This is a genomic window from Mesorhizobium sp. WSM4840, from assembly GCF_055811755.1.
Window position 1 is genome coordinate 70998 of record NZ_JBVVQD010000030.1, and the last position, 16445, is coordinate 87442.

Genomic DNA, 16445 nt, shown 5'->3' on the forward strand with positions numbered 1-16445 from the left:
CCCCCCCCCCCGCCTCTGTCTCCCGGCGTCCTGTTTTTTCCTCTCCCACACACACCCCCCCGGCCCCCCCCCCTTCCCTCCCTTTTGTTTGGGGCCGAGGCCCTGAACAAGGACCGGCGATGTCGGCAGTGGAATTTCCGAAAGCTCCATCAGACAAGAAGGCACTGGAAGAAAGCACGGTCTTTTCGCCGCGCTTCGATGCCGGCGGCCTCGTCACCGTCGTCGTCACCGATGCCGAAGACGGCATGCTGCTGATGGTCGCGCATATGAACGCCGAAGCGCTGGCGCTGACGCTGGAAACCGGCATCGCCCACTACTGGTCGCGCTCGCGCAACGCTCTGTGGAAGAAGGGCGAAACGTCCGGGAATGTCCAGAACGTCGTCGAGATGCTCACGGATTGTGACCAGGATGCCATATGGTTGCGCGTCAAAGTGATGGGCCACGACGCAACCTGCCACACCGGCCGGCGTTCTTGCTTTTATCGGACGGTGGGACTGATCGGCGGCAAGGGGACGCTTGCCAGCGACGGCAGCAAGCCGCTGTTCGATGCGGAAAAAACGTATCGAAAGCCCCGTGAACCATCCATATGAACCATTCGCCGAACTGCAGCCACGTATATTCATGATTTCGGAACGGTCAGCCTGTATGTTGGCCGTGGGACAAGGGAGATTGTGATGCTCGAATGGGCGTCATCGCGCAACAGACCGGACGTTCGAGAGGCCAATGGCCTGTCATCGTCCGCCGGTGCATCCGAAACGAACCCCGCCAAGAAAACAGGCATTTCGCTGGCATTGGGCGGCGGCTGCGCGCGCGGCTGGGCCCATATCGGCGTGCTGCGCGCGCTCGACGAAGCCGGCATCGAAGTGTCGATGATCGCCGGCACCTCGATCGGCGCGCTGGTCGGCGGCTGCTATCTTGCCGGCAAGCTGGACGAGTTGGAAGAATTCGCCAGAAGCCTGACGAAGCGGCGCATTTTTGGCCTTCTCGACCTCAATCTGCGCGGCAGCGGCTTGTTCGGCGGCATGAAGCTCGATGCACGGCTGCGCGAGCACATGGCCGGCATCCGTTTCGAGGATCTGCCGAAGCCTTTCGTCTGCGTCACCTCGGAGATCCGCACCGGCCATGAAATCTGGCTGTCGGGCGGGTCGCTGATTACCGCCATGCGCGCCTCCTATGCGCTGCCCGGCGTTTTCGAACCGGTCAGTTGCAACGGGCGCGTGCTGGTCGACGGTGCGCTGGTCAATCCGGTTCCGGTCTCGGTCTGCCGCGCCTACGAGCAGCCGCTCGTGGTCGCGGTGAACCTTCACTACGATCTGTTCGGCCGCGCCGCCGTCATCAAGCACAGCGCCGGCGAACTGTTCGTCGAAAAGGATGCGCCAAGGCCCGGCCAGATCGACGCAGGGCACCAGTACCAGACACGGCTCGGCATCACCGGCGTCATGGTCGAAGCCTTCAACATCATCCAGGACCGCATTTCGCGTGCGCGACTTGCCGGCGACCCGCCTGACATGTCGCTTCAGCCTAAGCTCAGCCATATCGGCCTGACCGAGTTCCACCGCGCCGACGAGGCGATCCGCATCGGCTATCAGGTGACGATGGCCCAGATCGATGAGCTGGTCCGCCTGCAGACGGTTCTGGCTTAAACGCGATCCCGCGCGGCAGAATCGGGAAGCGATTCTCAGGCGCATGCGGCATCGACGATGCGGAACTGCACCGTGCGGTTGCCGTTCCAGTGATTGCCCGACAGTGAACCGGCGACGTGCACCGGCTTGCCCCTGTTCTTGAACAGGAATTCGCCTAGTGCCGTATCGACGGCGCGAAACGCGATCGCCTGGATGCGGCCGCCGCTTTCCGACTGCAACTCGGCGCGGATGTGATTGGTGCCGACCGGCCTTGCATCGGCGAGGCGATGGCGCGGCAGCGCGAAGATCGGTGCGACATGCCCGGCGCCGAACGGGCCGGCTTTCTCCAATGCATCGAGCAAGCCGAGCGTCGCGCCCTCGGCGGCCAGCGCACCGTCGATCGCCAGGCTTTCCTCGCCCTGCAGCCGGAACACGTCGGCCGCCGCTCGTTCCTCGAAGAAGGCCCTGAGCGCGCCAAGTTTCGCCCGCTCCACTGTGATGCCGGCCGCCATGCCATGGCCGCCGCCCTTGACGATCAGCCCGGCAATGGCCGCCTCGCGCACCAGCCGGCCAAGGTCGAAGCCAGACACGGAACGGCCCGACCCCGTGCCGACGCCGTTGGCGTTGAAGGCGATGGCGAAAGCGGGCCGACGCGCATGGTCCTTGAGCCGCGAGGCGAGCAGGCCGACGATGCCCGGATGCCAGCTGGAGCTGGCGGTGACGACGATGGCCGGCCCATTGCCGCCGGCAAGCTCGGCATCGGCCTCGACGCGTGCCGCGGCCAGCATTTCCAATTCCATCTGTTGCCGCTCCTGATTGAGCCGGTCCAGCGTCTCCGCGATGGTGCGGGCCTCGACGGGATCGTCGGTGGCGAGCAGGCGGCTGCCGAGTGCTGCGTCGCCGATACGCCCGCCGGCATTGATGCGCGGGCCGATCAGATAGGCCAGATGGAAGGTACTGACCGGCTCGCCGATGCGCGAGACCCGCGCCAATGCCGCCAATCCTTCGTTCCTCTGTTGGCGTGCCATCTGCAGTCCCTTGACCACGAAGGCGCGGTTGACGCCGGTCAGCGGCACCACGTCGCAAACGGTCGCCAGGGCAACGAGGTCGAGCAAGCCGAGCAGGTCCGGCGGTGCGGCATCCGGCAACCGGCCGCGCAGGATCTTCGCCGTCTGCACCAGAGCCAGGAAGACGACGCCGGCGGCACAAAGATGGCCCTGCCCCGAAAGGTCGTCCTCGCGATTGGGATTGACCACCGCAACCGCTGCCGGCAACGGACCGCCGAGCTGGTGATGGTCGAGCACCACGACATCGGCACCGGCGGCCTTCGCCGCGTCGATGGAGACGGCGCTGTTGGTGCCGCAATCGACGGTGACGATCAGCGTCGCGCCGCGCGAGACGAGCTCGCGCATCGCTTCCGGATTGGGGCCGTACCCTTCGAAGATACGGTCCGGTATGTAGATCTCCGCAGGCACGGAGAAATGCGTGAGGAACCGCTTGAGCAGCGCCGACGAGGCCGCGCCATCGACATCGTAGTCGCCGAAGATCGCCACCTTTTCCCCGGCAACGACTGCCCCGGCGATGCGGACGGCGGCCTTGTCCATGTCGGTCAGCGACGCCGGGTCCGGCAAAAGATCGCGGATGGTCGGATCAAGGAACCGCTCGGTCTGCTCGGCGGTCACGCCGCGCCCGGCAAGGACGCGCGCAACGATGTCCGGCACGCCATAGCCTTGCGCGATGGCGAGTGCGGTCATGTCCTGCCGCTCGGTCAGCCGGTGTTCCCAGGAAACACCTGATGCCGACTGCCTGACGTCGAGGAAGATACGGTTTTCGCCCGTCATGCGACGCGCCGTCTGCGGATTGTCATTTCTCACAATATGCGACGGCTAGCCGAGTCGGGAATCAAAACTTTTCCAGATCCTGGTGCCTTGCCTTGATCTCGCGCACGGTGCGCGACGACGAGCGCAGCACGATTGTATGCGTGGTGATGGAATTGCGGCCGAACTTGACGCCGGCCAGCATGTTGCCGTCGGTCACGCCGGTTGCCGCGAACAGCACGTCCCTGCGCGCCATGTCTTGCGCGCGGTAGACCCGCTTCGGATTGAGGATGCCCATCTTCGCCGCGCGTGCCAGCTTTTGCGGCGTGTCGAGGATCAGCCTTCCCTGCATCTGGCCGCCGGTGCAGCGCAACGCTGCCGCCGCCAGCACACCCTCCGGCGCGCCGCCGGTGCCGAGATAGATGTCGATGCCGGTTTCGTCCGGATCGGTGGTGTGGATGACGCCGGCGACGTCACCATCGCCGATCAGCCGGATCGCAGCGCCCGTGGCGCGCACCGCCTCGATCAGCGCGCCATGGCGCGGCCGATCGAGGATGCAGGCAGTGACCTCCGACACCGCCACGCCCTTGGCCCTGGCCAGGCTGGCGATGTTTTCGGCCGGCGCGGCATCGATGTCGATGACGCCGTCCGCATAACCCGGGCCAATGGCGATCTTGTCCATATAGACGTCGGGCGCGAACAGAAGGCTGCCCTTTTCGGCAATGGCGATGACCGCCAATGCATTGGGCAGGTTCTTGGCGCAGATCGTCGTGCCTTCGAGCGGATCGAGCGCAATATCGACCGCCGGGCCTTTGCCGGAACCGACCTCTTCGCCGATATAGAGCATCGGTGCCTCGTCGCGCTCGCCTTCACCGATCACCACCGTGCCGTTGATGGCGAGGCGGTTGAGCTCTTCGCGCATCGCGTCGACCGCGGCCTGGTCGGCGGCCTTTTCGTCGCCGCGTCCGCGCAACCTTGCCGCCGCAACCGCGGCGCGTTCGGTGACACGCACCAGTTCCATGGTGAGTATCCGGTCAAGGCCGGCGACGATGTTCTGGGCAACGTTCATCGTGGACAATCCTCGTTGGCACATTGCCTCCCGCCAGAGGCGCGCCGGTTGTGTCAAAGCTCCATGACAACAGCAAGACCTGGGCGGGCCTTTTTTGAAAACACAACGATATCAATCGATTGAAGGAGAAGGAGAAATCCCTATTCCGCGCGCTCGATGCGGATAACCTGCGGCTTGTCGGTCAGATGATCGTCCCTGGTGATGCCGTCGACAGCCTTGCGGACCGCCGCTTCCGTCGTCTCGTGGGTGACGAGGATCACCGTCTTCTGCAAGGCGGTATCCGGCCCGGCGGCGTGCTGCACGATCGATTCCAGCGAAATGTCGTTGTCGGCCATGCGCTTGGCGATGGCGGCAAAGACGCCGATGCGGTCGTGCACGGTCAGCCGGATGAAATAGCCGCCGGCATGGCTGCGCATCTGCGCCTTCTTGTACGGCCGCAATTCCTTCGCCGGCAGGCCGAAGACCGGACCGTGCTGGAAACCGGGCCGGCTCTTGGCGATGTCGGCAATGTCGCCGACCACCGCCGATGCGGTGGCGTTGCCGCCGGCACCGGGACCGGAGAGCAAAAGCTCGCCAAGGATATCGGTTTCGATGGCCACCGCATTGGTGACGCCGTGCACCTGCGCGATGACCGAAGCCGTCGGCACCATGGTCGGGTGCACGCGCTGTTCGATACCGCTTTCCGTGCGTTGGGCGACGCCGAGCAGCTTTATCCGGTAGCCGAGATCGCTGGCCGCGCGGATGTCGGCCTGGCTGATGTTGGAAATCCCCTCCATGTAGATGTCGTTGGCGGCGATCCTCGTGCCGAAGGCAAGGCTGGTCAGGATCGACAGCTTGTGTGCGGTGTCGTGACCCTCGATGTCGAAGGTCGGGTCGGCCTCGGCATAGCCGAGCCGCTGCGCGTCCTTCAGGCAGGCGTCGAACGACAGGCCCTCTGCCTCCATGCGGGTCAGGATATAGTTGCAGGTGCCGTTGAGGATGCCGAAGACACGGGTCACCGAATTGCCGGCCATCGCCTCGCGCATCGTCTTGATGACCGGAATGCCGCCCGCCACCGCCGCCTCGTAATTGAGCAGCACGCCCTTCTTCTCGGCGATCTCGGCCAGCGCCACGCCATGCTTGGCGAGCAGCGCCTTGTTGGCGGTGACGACGTGGCGGCCGGCTTCAAGCGCTGCTTTCACGGATGATCGCGACGGCCCTTCGTCACCGCCGATCAGTTCGACAAAGACATCGATATCGGCGGCCTGCGCCATTCCTACCGGATCGTCGAACCACTTGACCGCGTCGAGATCGACGCCGCGGTCGCGTTTGCGATCGCGGGCCGAAACGGCTGACACGACGATCTCGCGGCCGCATTGCCGCGTCAGTTCCGCCGCCTTGTCGCGCAGCACGCGCGCCACCGACGCGCCGAGGGTGCCGAGACCGGCGATTCCAACACGCAACGCTTCAGCCATGTCCGGCGACGCCCCTCAAGGTTTTGGTCGATGTGATCTGTGGCCACTCGATGTGATCTGTGGCCCACTCAACGATGCGCGGCGAGCGGCACCACATTGTTGGGCTGTTTGGCGCTGGACGTTAGGAAGCGCTTGATGTTGCGCGCCGCCTGCCGGATCCGGTGCTCGTTCTCGACCAGCGCGATGCGCACATGATCGTCGCCATGCTCGCCGAAGCCGACGCCCGGCGCCACCGCCACATCGGCGTGCTCGATCAGAAGCTTGGAGAATTCGAGCGACCCGAGGTGCTTGAACGGCTCCGGAATCGGCGCCCAGGCGAACATCGATGCCGCCGGCGCCGGAACAGTCCAGCCGGCGCGGCTGAATGCGTCGACCATGACGTCGCGGCGCTTGTGGTAGATGTCGCGCACTTCAGCGATATCGGCGCCGTCGCCGTTGAGCGCGTGCGCGGCCGCCACCTGGATCGGCGTGAAGGCGCCGTAGTCGAGATAGGATTTCACCCGCGTCAGCGCCGAGATCAACCGCTCATTGCCGACGGCAAAACCCATGCGCCAGCCGGGCATGGAAAAGGTCTTCGACATCGAGGTGAACTCGACCGCCACGTCGATCGCGCCCGGCACCTGCAGCACCGAAGGCGGCGGATTGCCGTCAAAATAAATTTCCGAATAGGCAAGATCCGACAGGATGATGACGTCGTTCTTCTTGGCGAAGGCAACCACGTCCTTGTAGAAATCGAGCGAGGCGACCTGCGCCGTCGGGTTCGACGGATAATTGAGGATCAACGCCAGCGGCTTCGGGATCGAATGGCGAATGCCGCGCTCCAGCGCCGGAATGAAGCCGTCGTCCGGCTCAACCTGCAACGAGCGGATGACGCCGCCCGACATGATGAAGCCGAAAGCGTGGATCGGATAGGTCGGGTTGGGGCACAGGATCACATCGCCGGGCGCGGTGATCGCCTGCGCCATATTGGCAAAGCCTTCCTTCGAGCCCAGCGTCGCCACCACTTGCGTGTCCGGGTCGAGTTTCACGCCGAAACGGCGGGCATAGTAATTGGCCTGGGCGCGGCGCAGGCCCGGAATGCCGCGCGACGACGAATAGCGGTGCGTGCGCGGGTCGCGCACGACCTCGCACAATTTGTCGACGATGGCCTTGGGCGTCGGCAGATCCGGATTGCCCATGCCAAGGTCGATGATGTCGGCGCCGCGCGAACGGGCACTGGCCTTCAGCCGGTTGACCTGCTCGAAGACATAGGGCGGAAGCCGGCGGACCTTGTGAAATTCTTCCATATCATTTCCAGTGGTGGGTCAATTCCAGACGGTCAAAGTGGTTTTTGGCAAAGGTGCTTGTCGCTCGCGCGATATAACCCTATTTGCAAGTAGGGTCGAGGCCGGGATTGCATTTGGCTTCGATCTGCTTCAGCGCGTCGGTGCCGTGCTTCCTTGCCAGTGTGTTCAGCGCCGCCTGGTTCGTGGCCTTGACTGCGCCGCCTTTTGAGCCCTGCGCCTGCTCGTCGGCTTTCAACTGGGCGAGCTTGGCGTTCTTTTCCGCCTCGGTGAACTGCTCTGCCGCTGCCTGCGGCGGGATATTCAGGTTGGGATAGGTGCCGGTGTTCTTTGGCCCGTCGGCAGCCGCGACAGGCCTAGCGCCCTCGACGTTGGTGCTCGAACAGCCTGATATCGCCAGCAGGACGATCGCCGCGCCCATGCGGCAAAAACGACCAGTGCCGGAAAAACCAGTGGTAGAAAAAACAGCGTCGCCAATATTAATCGTCATATTGTTTCCTTGGCAGCCGAGGTAGAGCACGTTGGACCCTGTCGGACATCCCATGGTAATATGTCAAGAAAACGCTTCGGGAGGAACCCGCCAACCATGTCCAAAACACCCGATTCGGGAAAAACGGAAGATGAGCGGCCTTCCACCGTCGAGCAATATCTGGTGAAGGACCCGGAACGCTTCGCCTTGAACATGGCGCGCATGATCGAGCAGGCCGGCAAGGCGGCCTCCGCATGGGCCGAGCCGCGGGAAAAAGGCGAGGTGCGCGATCATGTCGCCGAGCCGGTCGTCGACATGGTGAAGACCTTCTCCAAGCTCAGCGAATACTGGCTTTCCGATCCGCAGCGCGCGCTGGAGGCGCAGACGCGGCTGTTCTCCGGCTACATGACCGTCTGGGCCAACTCGATCCAGCGCCTCAGTGCCGGCGGCGAAGACGCCGAAGACGCGGTCAAGCCCGAGCTCGGCGACAAGCGCTTCCAGGACCCGGAATGGGGCCGCAATGCTTTCTTCGATTTCCTCAAGCAGGCCTATCTCGTCACCTCGCGCTGGGCGACCGAGCTGGTCGAGCACGCCGATGGCCTGGACGAGCACACCCGCCACAAGGCCAGCTTCTACGTCAAGCAGGTATCCAACGCCATCTCGCCATCGAATTTCATCCTGACCAATCCGGAACTGTTTCGCGAGACCATCGCCTCGAATGGTGAAAACCTGGTGCGCGGAATGAAGATGCTGGCCGAGGACATCGCCGCCGGCAAGGGCGACCTGAAACTGAGGCAGGCAGATTACTCGTCCTTCGAGATCGGCAAGAACCTCGCCACGACACCCGGCAAGGTGGTGGGCCGCAGCGATGTCGCTGAGATCCTGCAGTACGATCCGGCGACCGAGACCGTGCTCAAGCGGCCGCTGCTGATCTGCCCGCCATGGATCAACAAATTCTACATTCTCGATCTCAATCCGCAAAAGTCGTTCATCCGCTGGGCGGTCGAGCAGGGCCACACCGTCTTCGTCATCTCCTGGATTAACCCGGACGAGCGCCACGGCACCAAGAGCTGGGAGGCCTATATCAGAGAGGGCCTGCAATACGGCCTGGACACGATCGAAAAGGCCACCGGTGAAAAGGACGTCAACGCCGTCGGCTATTGCGTCGGCGGCACGATTCTGGCGGCGGCCCTGGCGCTGATGGCGCAGGAAGGCGACCACCGCATCAAATCGGCCACCTTCTTCACCACGCAGGTCGATTTCACCTATGCCGGCGACCTGAAAGTGTTCGTCGACGAGGAGCAGGTCGCGGCCGTCGAAAAGGCGATGAACGAGAAGGGCTATCTCGACGGCACCAAGATGGCGACCGCCTTCAACATGCTGCGCTCGGGCGACCTGATCTGGCCCTATGTCGTCAACAACTACATGCGCGGCAAGGATCCCCTGCCTTTCGACCTGCTCTACTGGAACGCCGATTCGACCCGCATGGCCGCGGCCAACCATTCTTTCTACCTGCGCAATTGCTATCTCGAGAACAGACTTTCGCAAGGCATGATGGAGCTCGCGGGCCGCGTGGTGTCGCTGAAGGATATTACCATCCCGGTCTACAACCTCGCCTCGAAGGAAGACCATATCGCGCCGGCGCTTTCGGTGTTCCTCGGCTCGAAATATTTCGGCGGCGAGGTCGACTACGTCATGGCCGGCTCCGGCCACATCGCCGGCGTCGTCAATCCGCCGGCGGCGCAAAAATATCACTACTGGACCGGCGGCAAGCCGGTGGGCGACTTCGACCAGTGGTTCGCCAAGGCCACAAACCATCCCGGCTCCTGGTGGCCGCACTGGCAACGCTGGATCGAGGCCAAGGACAACACCCGCGTGCCGGCCCGCAAACCCGGCAAACACATGAAAACCCTGGGCGACGCGCCAGGCACCTATGTCAAGGTGCGTGTGTAACCTTCTGTAATGTGTGGTGAGTTGACGCGCCGCCAAAAGAAGACGAAATGGTGTCGTCAACCCTTAAGCAGCCTCGATTCCTCTCTAGCCGTCGAATTACTCTGGGGCTTGCGGATTTGACACAGGTCTCGTTTCCGTTCGGGGCAAGGATTTATTTCGGCGAGACGTTCCGACGCCGCGCCAATGATTTACCGGTCGGACATCGAGGGGGAATTTGGTTTTGAAATCAGCAGGATCGCGCCTCGCGAAGGGAGAAAGCCGCGCCATTACGGCCGCGCTTTTCTCCGTGCTCCTGGCGTCCTGCACCTCGGCCGGCGACCCGTCCCTGTCAGTCGGCATGCCCGGTTATAACGCCTCTGCTACGGATATCAGCACGGCCTCTGGTACCCAACAGGTCGCCGTTGATTCGTCGTCGCAGATCACGACTTCACAGATGACGATGACCGCCGAGGGCGACGCAAGCCTTCCCGAGCAGGTCGCTTATGTGCCAATGGCCAAGCCGGGGACCCAGGCCCCCCAGGGAGGCGCCAAGTCCGATGCCGGCTTCCCCGTCACGGCACCTGCGCGCGCAGGCGCTGCTGCGGGCCAGACGCCGCAGCCACAGGAACAGTCCGCACAGACGGTTGAACAGGCCGACGCTGCTACGCAGAAGACTGAAACCGCCGATGCAGGCACGAAGTCCAAAGTCGAGGCCGCCGCGCCGGCGATGAACAACCCGGTTTATGTGACCGCCGGAGAGCCGCAGCCGCAAGCCTATGCGCCGAAGAAGAAGGGGTTCCTCTCCTCTTTGTTCAGCGCCACGCCCGCCTCGGCGGCCCCTGCCCCGCAAGTCAACAACAGGTCGGGCGAGAAACCGGCTTCCGCCCAGCCCAAGGCGGCGGCGGCAAAGCCGACCATCACGTTGGCCTCGGCCAAATCGGCTGAAAAGCCGGTGCAACTGGCTTCGATCGGCGACACCAGCCATTTCACCGACGACGCGCTGCCTGGCGTACGCAAGACCGCACTCTTCGAGATCAAGCGCAAATCCGGCCTCGACGACGACAGCGACGTCGATCTGAACGAGGATGAAGGCGGCGCCTATCAGGTGGCATCCGCTGCCGGGCTTGCCCGGCTGGCGCCCAACGGTCTTTTGAAGCAGACCGAGAATGTCGACGTTGCCTGCCTAAAACCTTCGCTGGTCCGCGTGCTCAAGACGATCGAGGGCCACTACGGCAAGAAGATGATCGTCACCTCCGGCTATCGTGACCCGGCCCGCAACCGCCGCGCCAACGGCGCCAAGAATTCGCTGCACATGTATTGCGCCGCTGCCGACATCCAGGTTCCAGGCGTCTCGAAAGCGCAACTGGCAAGCTACATCCGCAGCATGCCCGGGCGCGGCGGCGTCGGCACTTACTGCCATACCGAATCCGTTCACATCGACGTCGGTCCCGAGCGCGACTGGAACTGGCGCTGCCGCCGGCGGCGGTAGCGGCTGGTTCTTCCCTCGATTATGCAACGTCCGCAATGCGCCGTCTCACGACGGCATGCGGTGCCGCGTCGAACCGGACTAGAGCGCCGAAAATGCGCGGTTTTGCGGCCACTGAAAAAAGTTGTCGCAGGCAGCGGCAGACGGGTTGCCGGTTTGGTGCAACGCAACTATAAGCGCTCACATCTGAGCGCGCCCATCGTCTAGCGGTCAGGACACCGCCCTTTCACGGCGGTAACAGGGGTTCGATTCCCCTTGGGCGTACCAGTAAAATCAAGCATTTAGCCGAGAATGCCAGCGATGCGTCGAATATGCATCGAATAAACGCCCGTGAATTTCGGTGAACGGATTCGGCGTGAGCCGGAACCGCTTGTTGCTTTCCAAGGGTTCCCTGTCACGCTCGGCGGCTAGGTCCACGCGACATGGGAGGGCTAGCCAAGGTGCAGACAAAGCTGGAAAAAGATCAGAAGGCTATCGGTCGAATTCTCGAGGTGCTGCTCTCAGGCGGCCTCGGACGTCACCGGTTCGACTCCTATAAAGATGGACTCAAAATCCTCCACATGGACGACCTCGATAAGGCGACTGCGGCCTTCGACGACGTGCTTAACTGGATGCTCGACGAGGGCCTCGTTCGAGCCCAGAACGTATCTGCGACGCTGTCCCATGGGACTACCTACATTGGCGTCCAACTGACCTCGAAGGGGCTGCAGGCGCTTCAGATGAAGGCAACAACTGACGAGAAGTCGGTGGCCGAGACACTGAAAGATACGAAGGGCGATCTTGCGCCATCGGCCTACGTGAAGATCGGCGCCTTATTCGGCGGATTGGTCGGTGGCACTATCAAGGCGATCAGCTGATGAAAAAAGCCCGCCACCGTGAGGCAGCGGGCATTCCGATCGGACTTCGCGGAATAATGATGGACCTGAGACGTTGTCGATAGGGAACACCCTACCAAAGGAGGTTATCGATATGCGCCTCTTCATCCTGTTTTCGGTATTACTTTTGACTGCCTGCATGACAGCACCACGCGGCGAGGCTCCACCCGCACCGGCAACCGCGTCTACATCGAGCGGGGGCAGTAGTGGCAGTGCCGGCGGTACTGGCGGTGGCGGCTACTAAAGACGCGATCGACACTCAGTTTTGGAAATCGCAGAGAACGTTAATCGCGCCGAACTGACCGCCCCATCAAAAAAGCCCGCCACCGTGAGGCAGCGGGCCAAGTCGTCGGTCGGGCATTTCTCAGTTTGCCTTCTCGCGGATCGCCTGGAAAATGTAGGAACGGAACTTGGCGCCCAACTCTGGCGAGAGGCGGAATGAGCGCCCGCCGCTGGCGTCTTCGGTCTTGAACACCAGGATCATGTCCCCGTTCGCCGGGTCGAAGTTCGGGATGATGTATTCCAAGCGCTCCGGCTTTCTCCAGGTAGCGGGCAACGCGGTCCTTCTTCAGCATGACGCATCCCATCCGAGCGCTTCATAGTAGGCTTGCCTAGCCTTTTGGGACATCGACTCCGCGGTGCAGGCAACGAAGAAAAGCCGATCGGCCTCGCCTTGGGTCAGCACATGATTGGGGCCGGACGGTTTTGCGGTTAGTCCCATACTGTCCATCATGCCTACGAGGACATCGAGCATGTTGATAGTGTCGCAGAGCAGCGGCTCCAGACCGAAGAAGGCTGCCTTTTCCTTGTCGGCGCTCATGACGCCCCGCCTAGGATGTGGCGGCGGTTGATTCTCGGGCATGCCTTCGGCGGCTGCCCGAACAGTGATGTTCGGCATTTGGTTTCTCCCGTGGTTTAGTTTGCTTACCCTCTCACAATCTCATACAATACTATTCGTCAACTACATTGTATGAGGATCGCACACCATGGTCAGGACGGCTCCGATTTCGTTCCGCATCGAACAGGGGTTGAAAAATGCTCTGGAGGAAGCGGCGAAGGATGACATGCGGTCTGTGTCATCGATGGTCGAGAAGATCCTGACCACGTATCTGCGGGAAAAGGGCTACCTGCCGAAAGGCGCAGCAGAATAGCTATGCTCGTCACCGTCAGCCGGGGGGAGTGTAGAGCGGCTCTCTGCATCGATGAACCAAGCACTGGCCATCGCGCGTCGGCACAAACCCTACCGCTGGGATTTCCGAATAGTCGCACGCATTGCTGTACTGGCGGACGTAGAGGGCATAGGTGTTCGGGCCGGTGGTCAGCACCGCCGAGCCATGGCTCTGGATTAGCGCCTGCGTCTGTTGGCAGGTCATGGCGCGGGTGTCCGGCCTGGCCTGGGCGAGGGTTGTGAAGGCAAGCGTAACCGCTGCGGAGGTCAACGCAATCCGGCGAATGGACATGACGAGACTCCCATGATGAGCCATTTGGTTGACAAACTCGCATGTCGCAGGGCAGCTGTGCAATGGCGGCCTCCAAATCGGAATTCCGGACTGGAGCAAACCGCCCGCCCCGTGCGAACTGACGGCGTGCCGCTGGAGCCCGCAACCGAGGACGCTCTCAACTCCATCGCGGCTGAAATGAAAATTGGCCGGGCGGATCTCATTCAAACCGTGCTCCGCGAATGGCTGGAGACAAACGCCTATCTGCCAGTCCGAACGATATGGGCGGCGTCAGGATAGTGGCTACGAAGTTGCCGCGTGATTGAGGAACGCCGCGCGTTGCCGACTCTGCTCGCCCGCGCCGACGAGGTGGAGCGGGCGGACATGCCCCGTTAAATCGATCTAGGCTGATTTACGAGTACACGGCTTAGCTCTCGTCACTGAAACCGAGCAGCGTCGCATGGCGTATGTGGCCGTGCTCGCCACGGAGATGCTTGACGCGCAGCTTCATCCCAGGCCCGACCCATTGCGTCGCCGGTCTCTTCTTCATGGCCTTCGGAGGCGGTCCGGCGTGGACGCGCTCCCACAATCGTTGCCGCATGTCGTGGCCCAAGGTGATGAAGGCGGAACCGACATATTTCCCGGTGCCTGGTTCGGCCAGCAGGGCGAATGCTGCCTTGCCCCGCTCGCGCTCGACGCCGAGCAGCTCGAATTCGTCGACCGTGCTGCCGGCAAAGTCGCAACACGACCACGCGGCGACCAGTTCTCGTCCAGGTTTTCACGATCCGCTCAAGGCTCGGGGCTGTGCAGGTCCCGTCCTCGACAACAGCACCAATCCTGGTGCTAAATGTCTGCTAATGGTCCGTCCCGCCAATAACCGGAAATGGCGCGACCAAGACCGGTTCTGGCAACTGGGCCAAACGGGTGAAAGCCACGTGCGCCGCGAGTAGGACATCAATTCGTGCCAGTCGTTTTGCGGTCATTGTCCTATTCTTAACACCACTTTGCGCCCGTCGGAAAGGGTTCCCGTTCCTGTGCCAACCGGGGGTTGTCTGCTGGTCAGCGAGAACACGAATCGGGTTGAGAGTTGCCCGCAAACCATCGTTCCTTCTCCATGCGAGAAGGTAAGGTTGGCAGTGGTCGTGCCTCGGCATTCGACCCCGGTGTTGGTCTGTCCGCGAATAGTACCGCGCCGTGTAATACTGTTGACGAAAGCCGTCCCGGAAAAGGAGAGCGTCCCGTCAACAGTCTGACCGGAGACTGGTGCCGTGATGGTGAGCAGATTTTGCGCCTGCGTGTAGCCGGCAGCGTCTGCGACACCACAGGCAATCAACATTGTCGCCAAGATTCCCCGGAAAGTACGGTGCATATGGACGGTTCCCTTGAGACCGCTCCTGCGAGGCTAAAGCAAACGCCTTTGGCTCCTCATCTGTTGAGCCGTCTTCAGTTGTCAAGGAATTCAGCAGTCAGACTGCCTTGATTGGCTTCCAGCCGCGCCTTGGACGCGACGTGGTTGCAAATTCACGATGGAGGGATAGCCGCGGTTTAAGGCATCGGTCTTGAAAACCGTTGCTGGAGAGGTAGGAAACGGCAGGAATCCGGTATTTGACAAGGATCGAGGCCGAGAAAATATCAAATAAATATCACATCTGGAGCGATGGCCGAGTGGTTTAAGGCAGAAGTCTTGAAAACTTCCGTACCGGGAACGGTACCGTGGGTTCGAATCCCACTCGCTCCGCCAGACCGCAAACGATTGCAGAGGCAATCCCTAAGTCACGATAGCCGCCGCCTAGGCAATCCGCCTCCAAATCCGCAATGCCGCTTTCCCCAAAGGACAATATCGCCGAGACCGGCCGACAGCTAACGTTGCGTCAGTCCAGAGTGTCTTCTCCCAGTCACAACCGACACTCTGCCTCGGCCGTTCCAATTTGAACAGCTGGCGGGATTTCGAAATCCTCCGGCACCACCGCGACACCGATTTCGGCCGCCTCGACCTCGCACTCGATGCCGCGGCGATCAACCAATGGACGGTGGTGAGCATGAAGACCGACTGGAAACAGATTTTCCAGGGAAGTAGGACCATGGTTTCGGGTTTCGATCAGGGTGAAAACCGACGCAAGTACAGTACCGGCAACCTCAAACGCGAAGGACAACTGCAATGAATAGGATTCGCATCACGAGCCTGATGGCTTTTGCTGGAGGTTTGGCCGTGGCAGCCACCGGGGCAATGGCCCAGGACGCCGCCAAGAAGCCGCATGTGCCGCTCGAAAAGACCATCGGCGCGGTTACGCCGACCGGTCCGGTGCCATCGCTCGCCGTCGTCAACTCGGACGGCGCCAAGCTGGAGGGCGGCAAACTGGTCCTGACAGGCGTAGCCAAGAATGCGATTGTATTCGCCGACCGGCCGGTCCGGGCCGCAGGACATGTCACCACCGAGCAATTCATCATGCAGTGGGATGAAGGCAAGGACAACTTTGCCATCGACCCCCCGAATGCGACCGTCTCGGTGCTCGGCGGCGATGGATCGGATGTAAGCGATGTGGTCGTGACCCTGAAAACTCCGAAGCTGGAAGGAACAACGCTGACGTTCGACGTCGCCGTCCTGGAAGGAAATCTGGACGGCACTGATGGGCCGGCGGCGGTCTTCATCGACAATTTTGGCGGCGGCTTCCATGGCGGTGGCTTCCACGGCGGCTACGCGCATGTCGGTGACGCCACCTTCGCCCACGTCGGCGGATGGCATGGCGGGGGCTATGGCGGGGGCGGCTACTGGCATGCTCCGGTTTACCATGGAGCCTGGTATGGCGGCGCAGGCGTTGCAGCGGGCGTCGTGGCCGGCGCTGCCATTGGAGCCGCGGCGACCGCTCCTTACCGCTACGGCTACGGGGACCAGTGCGGGTACTATCCCTATCCACCGTGCTACTAGTGTCATGATCGCGTAATTCGTGCGATTATTGCGTTGATTCGATTGGAGATGCGATGCATGGGACGAGTTGCTG

Annotated in this window: 17 protein-coding genes, 2 tRNA genes and 1 pseudogene; 10 read left to right on the forward strand and 10 right to left on the reverse strand. The window is 62.2% G+C overall.

Features of this window, described 5'->3' with window-relative positions; all coding sequences use genetic code 11:
- Positions 1-119: 119 nt before the first annotated feature.
- On the forward strand, positions 120-590 hold the full coding sequence (hisI, locus tag AC0L3I_RS29485; RefSeq protein WP_473487234.1) for a phosphoribosyl-AMP cyclohydrolase: 471 nt from the start codon (positions 120-122) through the stop codon (positions 588-590).
- A gap of 84 nt (positions 591-674) precedes the next feature.
- Complete coding sequence (locus AC0L3I_RS29490) at positions 675-1643, forward strand: patatin family protein (RefSeq protein WP_473487233.1); 969 nt, start codon at positions 675-677, stop codon at positions 1641-1643.
- Between the two features lie 35 nt (positions 1644-1678).
- Here the strand turns inward: AC0L3I_RS29490 and recJ are convergent, their stop codons facing one another.
- The 5 genes from recJ to AC0L3I_RS29515 all read right to left on the reverse strand — a co-directional run bounded on the left by recJ (position 1679) and on the right by AC0L3I_RS29515 (position 7735).
- On the reverse strand, positions 1679-3463 hold the full coding sequence (gene recJ / locus AC0L3I_RS29495; protein ID WP_473529220.1) for a single-stranded-DNA-specific exonuclease RecJ: 1785 nt from the start codon (positions 3461-3463) through the stop codon (positions 1679-1681).
- A gap of 61 nt (positions 3464-3524) precedes the next feature.
- The gene (gene glpX, locus AC0L3I_RS29500) at positions 3525-4508 is read right to left on the reverse strand and encodes a class II fructose-bisphosphatase (RefSeq protein ID WP_473529221.1); all 984 of its coding nucleotides are present in this window, start codon (positions 4506-4508) and stop codon (positions 3525-3527) included.
- Between the two features lie 140 nt (positions 4509-4648).
- Positions 4649-5962, reverse strand: a complete 1314-nt coding sequence (locus tag AC0L3I_RS29505; protein WP_473529222.1) for a homoserine dehydrogenase — start codon at positions 5960-5962, stop codon at positions 4649-4651.
- Positions 5963-6030: 68 nt separating this feature from the next.
- A complete protein-coding gene (locus AC0L3I_RS29510) occupies positions 6031-7248 on the reverse strand; it encodes an LL-diaminopimelate aminotransferase (protein WP_192355510.1) in 1218 nt (405 codons plus the stop codon).
- A gap of 79 nt (positions 7249-7327) precedes the next feature.
- Positions 7328-7735 (reverse strand): hypothetical protein, encoded by a 408-nt coding sequence (locus AC0L3I_RS29515; RefSeq protein WP_473529223.1) that lies wholly within the window; start codon positions 7733-7735, stop codon positions 7328-7330.
- A 96-nt stretch (positions 7736-7831) separates the two neighbouring features.
- Between AC0L3I_RS29515 and AC0L3I_RS29520 the strand changes: the two genes are divergently transcribed.
- From AC0L3I_RS29520 to AC0L3I_RS29535, 4 genes are all read left to right on the forward strand, one after another.
- Complete coding sequence (locus AC0L3I_RS29520) at positions 7832-9667, forward strand: PHA/PHB synthase family protein (RefSeq protein WP_473529224.1); 1836 nt, start codon at positions 7832-7834, stop codon at positions 9665-9667.
- 214 nt (positions 9668-9881) lie between these two features.
- Positions 9882-11135, forward strand: coding sequence for a YcbK family protein (locus tag AC0L3I_RS29525; protein WP_473529225.1), 1254 nt, complete (start codon positions 9882-9884; stop codon positions 11133-11135).
- A gap of 189 nt (positions 11136-11324) precedes the next feature.
- Positions 11325-11399, forward strand: a tRNA-Glu gene (locus tag AC0L3I_RS29530).
- A gap of 173 nt (positions 11400-11572) precedes the next feature.
- Positions 11573-11989, forward strand: coding sequence for a hypothetical protein (locus AC0L3I_RS29535; protein ID WP_473529226.1), 417 nt, complete (start codon positions 11573-11575; stop codon positions 11987-11989).
- A 382-nt stretch (positions 11990-12371) separates the two neighbouring features.
- On the opposite strand, the gene AC0L3I_RS29540 is transcribed toward AC0L3I_RS29535, so the two are convergent.
- Together AC0L3I_RS29540 and AC0L3I_RS29545 are read right to left on the reverse strand one after the other, a co-directional pair.
- Positions 12372-12533 carry a hypothetical protein gene (locus tag AC0L3I_RS29540; RefSeq protein ID WP_473529227.1) on the reverse strand — a complete coding sequence of 54 codons (162 nt, stop codon included), beginning with the start codon at positions 12531-12533 and terminating at the stop codon, positions 12372-12374.
- A 42-nt stretch (positions 12534-12575) separates the two neighbouring features.
- Positions 12576-12827, reverse strand: a complete 252-nt coding sequence (locus tag AC0L3I_RS29545) for a hypothetical protein (RefSeq protein WP_473487216.1) — start codon at positions 12825-12827, stop codon at positions 12576-12578.
- Positions 12828-12993: 166 nt separating this feature from the next.
- Here AC0L3I_RS29545 and AC0L3I_RS29550 point away from each other — a divergent pair, with 166 nt between their 5' ends.
- Positions 12994-13158: a type II toxin-antitoxin system antitoxin gene (locus tag AC0L3I_RS29550; RefSeq protein ID WP_082982500.1), complete on the forward strand. Its 165-nt coding sequence runs from the start codon at positions 12994-12996 to the stop codon at positions 13156-13158.
- 15 nt (positions 13159-13173) lie between these two features.
- Here AC0L3I_RS29550 and AC0L3I_RS29555 read toward each other — a convergent pair whose 3' ends face one another.
- The 3 genes from AC0L3I_RS29555 to AC0L3I_RS29565 all read right to left on the reverse strand — a co-directional run bounded on the left by AC0L3I_RS29555 (position 13174) and on the right by AC0L3I_RS29565 (position 14815).
- Entirely contained in the window at positions 13174-13467 is a 294-nt protein-coding gene (locus AC0L3I_RS29555; protein WP_473529228.1) for a hypothetical protein, read from the reverse strand.
- Positions 13468-13873: 406 nt separating this feature from the next.
- Positions 13874-13996, reverse strand: coding sequence for a hypothetical protein (locus tag AC0L3I_RS29560; RefSeq protein ID WP_473529229.1), 123 nt, complete (start codon positions 13994-13996; stop codon positions 13874-13876).
- 429 nt (positions 13997-14425) lie between these two features.
- Entirely contained in the window at positions 14426-14815 is a 390-nt protein-coding gene (locus AC0L3I_RS29565; RefSeq protein ID WP_473487213.1) for a hypothetical protein, read from the reverse strand.
- Between the two features lie 282 nt (positions 14816-15097).
- On the opposite strand from AC0L3I_RS29565, the gene AC0L3I_RS29570 reads away from it, so the two are divergent.
- From AC0L3I_RS29570 to AC0L3I_RS29580, 3 genes and pseudogenes are all read left to right on the forward strand, one after another.
- Positions 15098-15187 (forward strand) — tRNA-Ser (locus AC0L3I_RS29570).
- A 220-nt stretch (positions 15188-15407) separates the two neighbouring features.
- Positions 15408-15515: pseudogene (locus AC0L3I_RS29575) on the forward strand (haloacid dehalogenase-like hydrolase); the annotation flags it as partial.
- An 89-nt stretch (positions 15516-15604) separates the two neighbouring features.
- The gene (locus AC0L3I_RS29580; protein WP_473529230.1) at positions 15605-16372 is read left to right on the forward strand and encodes a hypothetical protein; all 768 of its coding nucleotides are present in this window, start codon (positions 15605-15607) and stop codon (positions 16370-16372) included.
- Positions 16373-16445 lie beyond the last annotated feature (73 nt).

Bases quoted from the DNA above. Each gene is read 5' to 3' on its own strand.
- AC0L3I_RS29580 (WP_473529230.1), top strand. From the start codon at position 15,605: ATGAATAGGATTCGCATCACGAGCCTGATGGCTTTTGCTGGAGGTTTG.
- AC0L3I_RS29545 (WP_473487216.1), bottom strand. From the start codon at position 12,827: ATGAGCGCCGACAAGGAAAAGGCAGCCTTCTTCGGTCTGGAGCCGCTG.
- glpX (WP_473529221.1), bottom strand. From the start codon at position 4,508: ATGAACGTTGCCCAGAACATCGTCGCCGGCCTTGACCGGATACTCACC.
- AC0L3I_RS29515 (WP_473529223.1), bottom strand. From the start codon at position 7,735: ATGACGATTAATATTGGCGACGCTGTTTTTTCTACCACTGGTTTTTCC.
- recJ (WP_473529220.1), bottom strand. From the start codon at position 3,463: ATGACGGGCGAAAACCGTATCTTCCTCGACGTCAGGCAGTCGGCATCA.
- AC0L3I_RS29510 (WP_192355510.1), bottom strand. From the start codon at position 7,248: ATGGAAGAATTTCACAAGGTCCGCCGGCTTCCGCCCTATGTCTTCGAG.
- AC0L3I_RS29490 (WP_473487233.1), top strand. From the start codon at position 675: ATGCTCGAATGGGCGTCATCGCGCAACAGACCGGACGTTCGAGAGGCC.
- AC0L3I_RS29520 (WP_473529224.1), top strand. From the start codon at position 7,832: ATGTCCAAAACACCCGATTCGGGAAAAACGGAAGATGAGCGGCCTTCC.
- AC0L3I_RS29565 (WP_473487213.1), bottom strand. From the start codon at position 14,815: ATGCACCGTACTTTCCGGGGAATCTTGGCGACAATGTTGATTGCCTGT.
- AC0L3I_RS29560 (WP_473529229.1), bottom strand. From the start codon at position 13,996: ATGAAGAAGAGACCGGCGACGCAATGGGTCGGGCCTGGGATGAAGCTG.
- hisI (WP_473487234.1), top strand. From the start codon at position 120: ATGTCGGCAGTGGAATTTCCGAAAGCTCCATCAGACAAGAAGGCACTG.
- AC0L3I_RS29505 (WP_473529222.1), bottom strand. From the start codon at position 5,962: ATGGCTGAAGCGTTGCGTGTTGGAATCGCCGGTCTCGGCACCCTCGGC.
- AC0L3I_RS29550 (WP_082982500.1), top strand. From the start codon at position 12,994: ATGGTCAGGACGGCTCCGATTTCGTTCCGCATCGAACAGGGGTTGAAA.
- AC0L3I_RS29555 (WP_473529228.1), bottom strand. From the start codon at position 13,467: ATGTCCATTCGCCGGATTGCGTTGACCTCCGCAGCGGTTACGCTTGCC.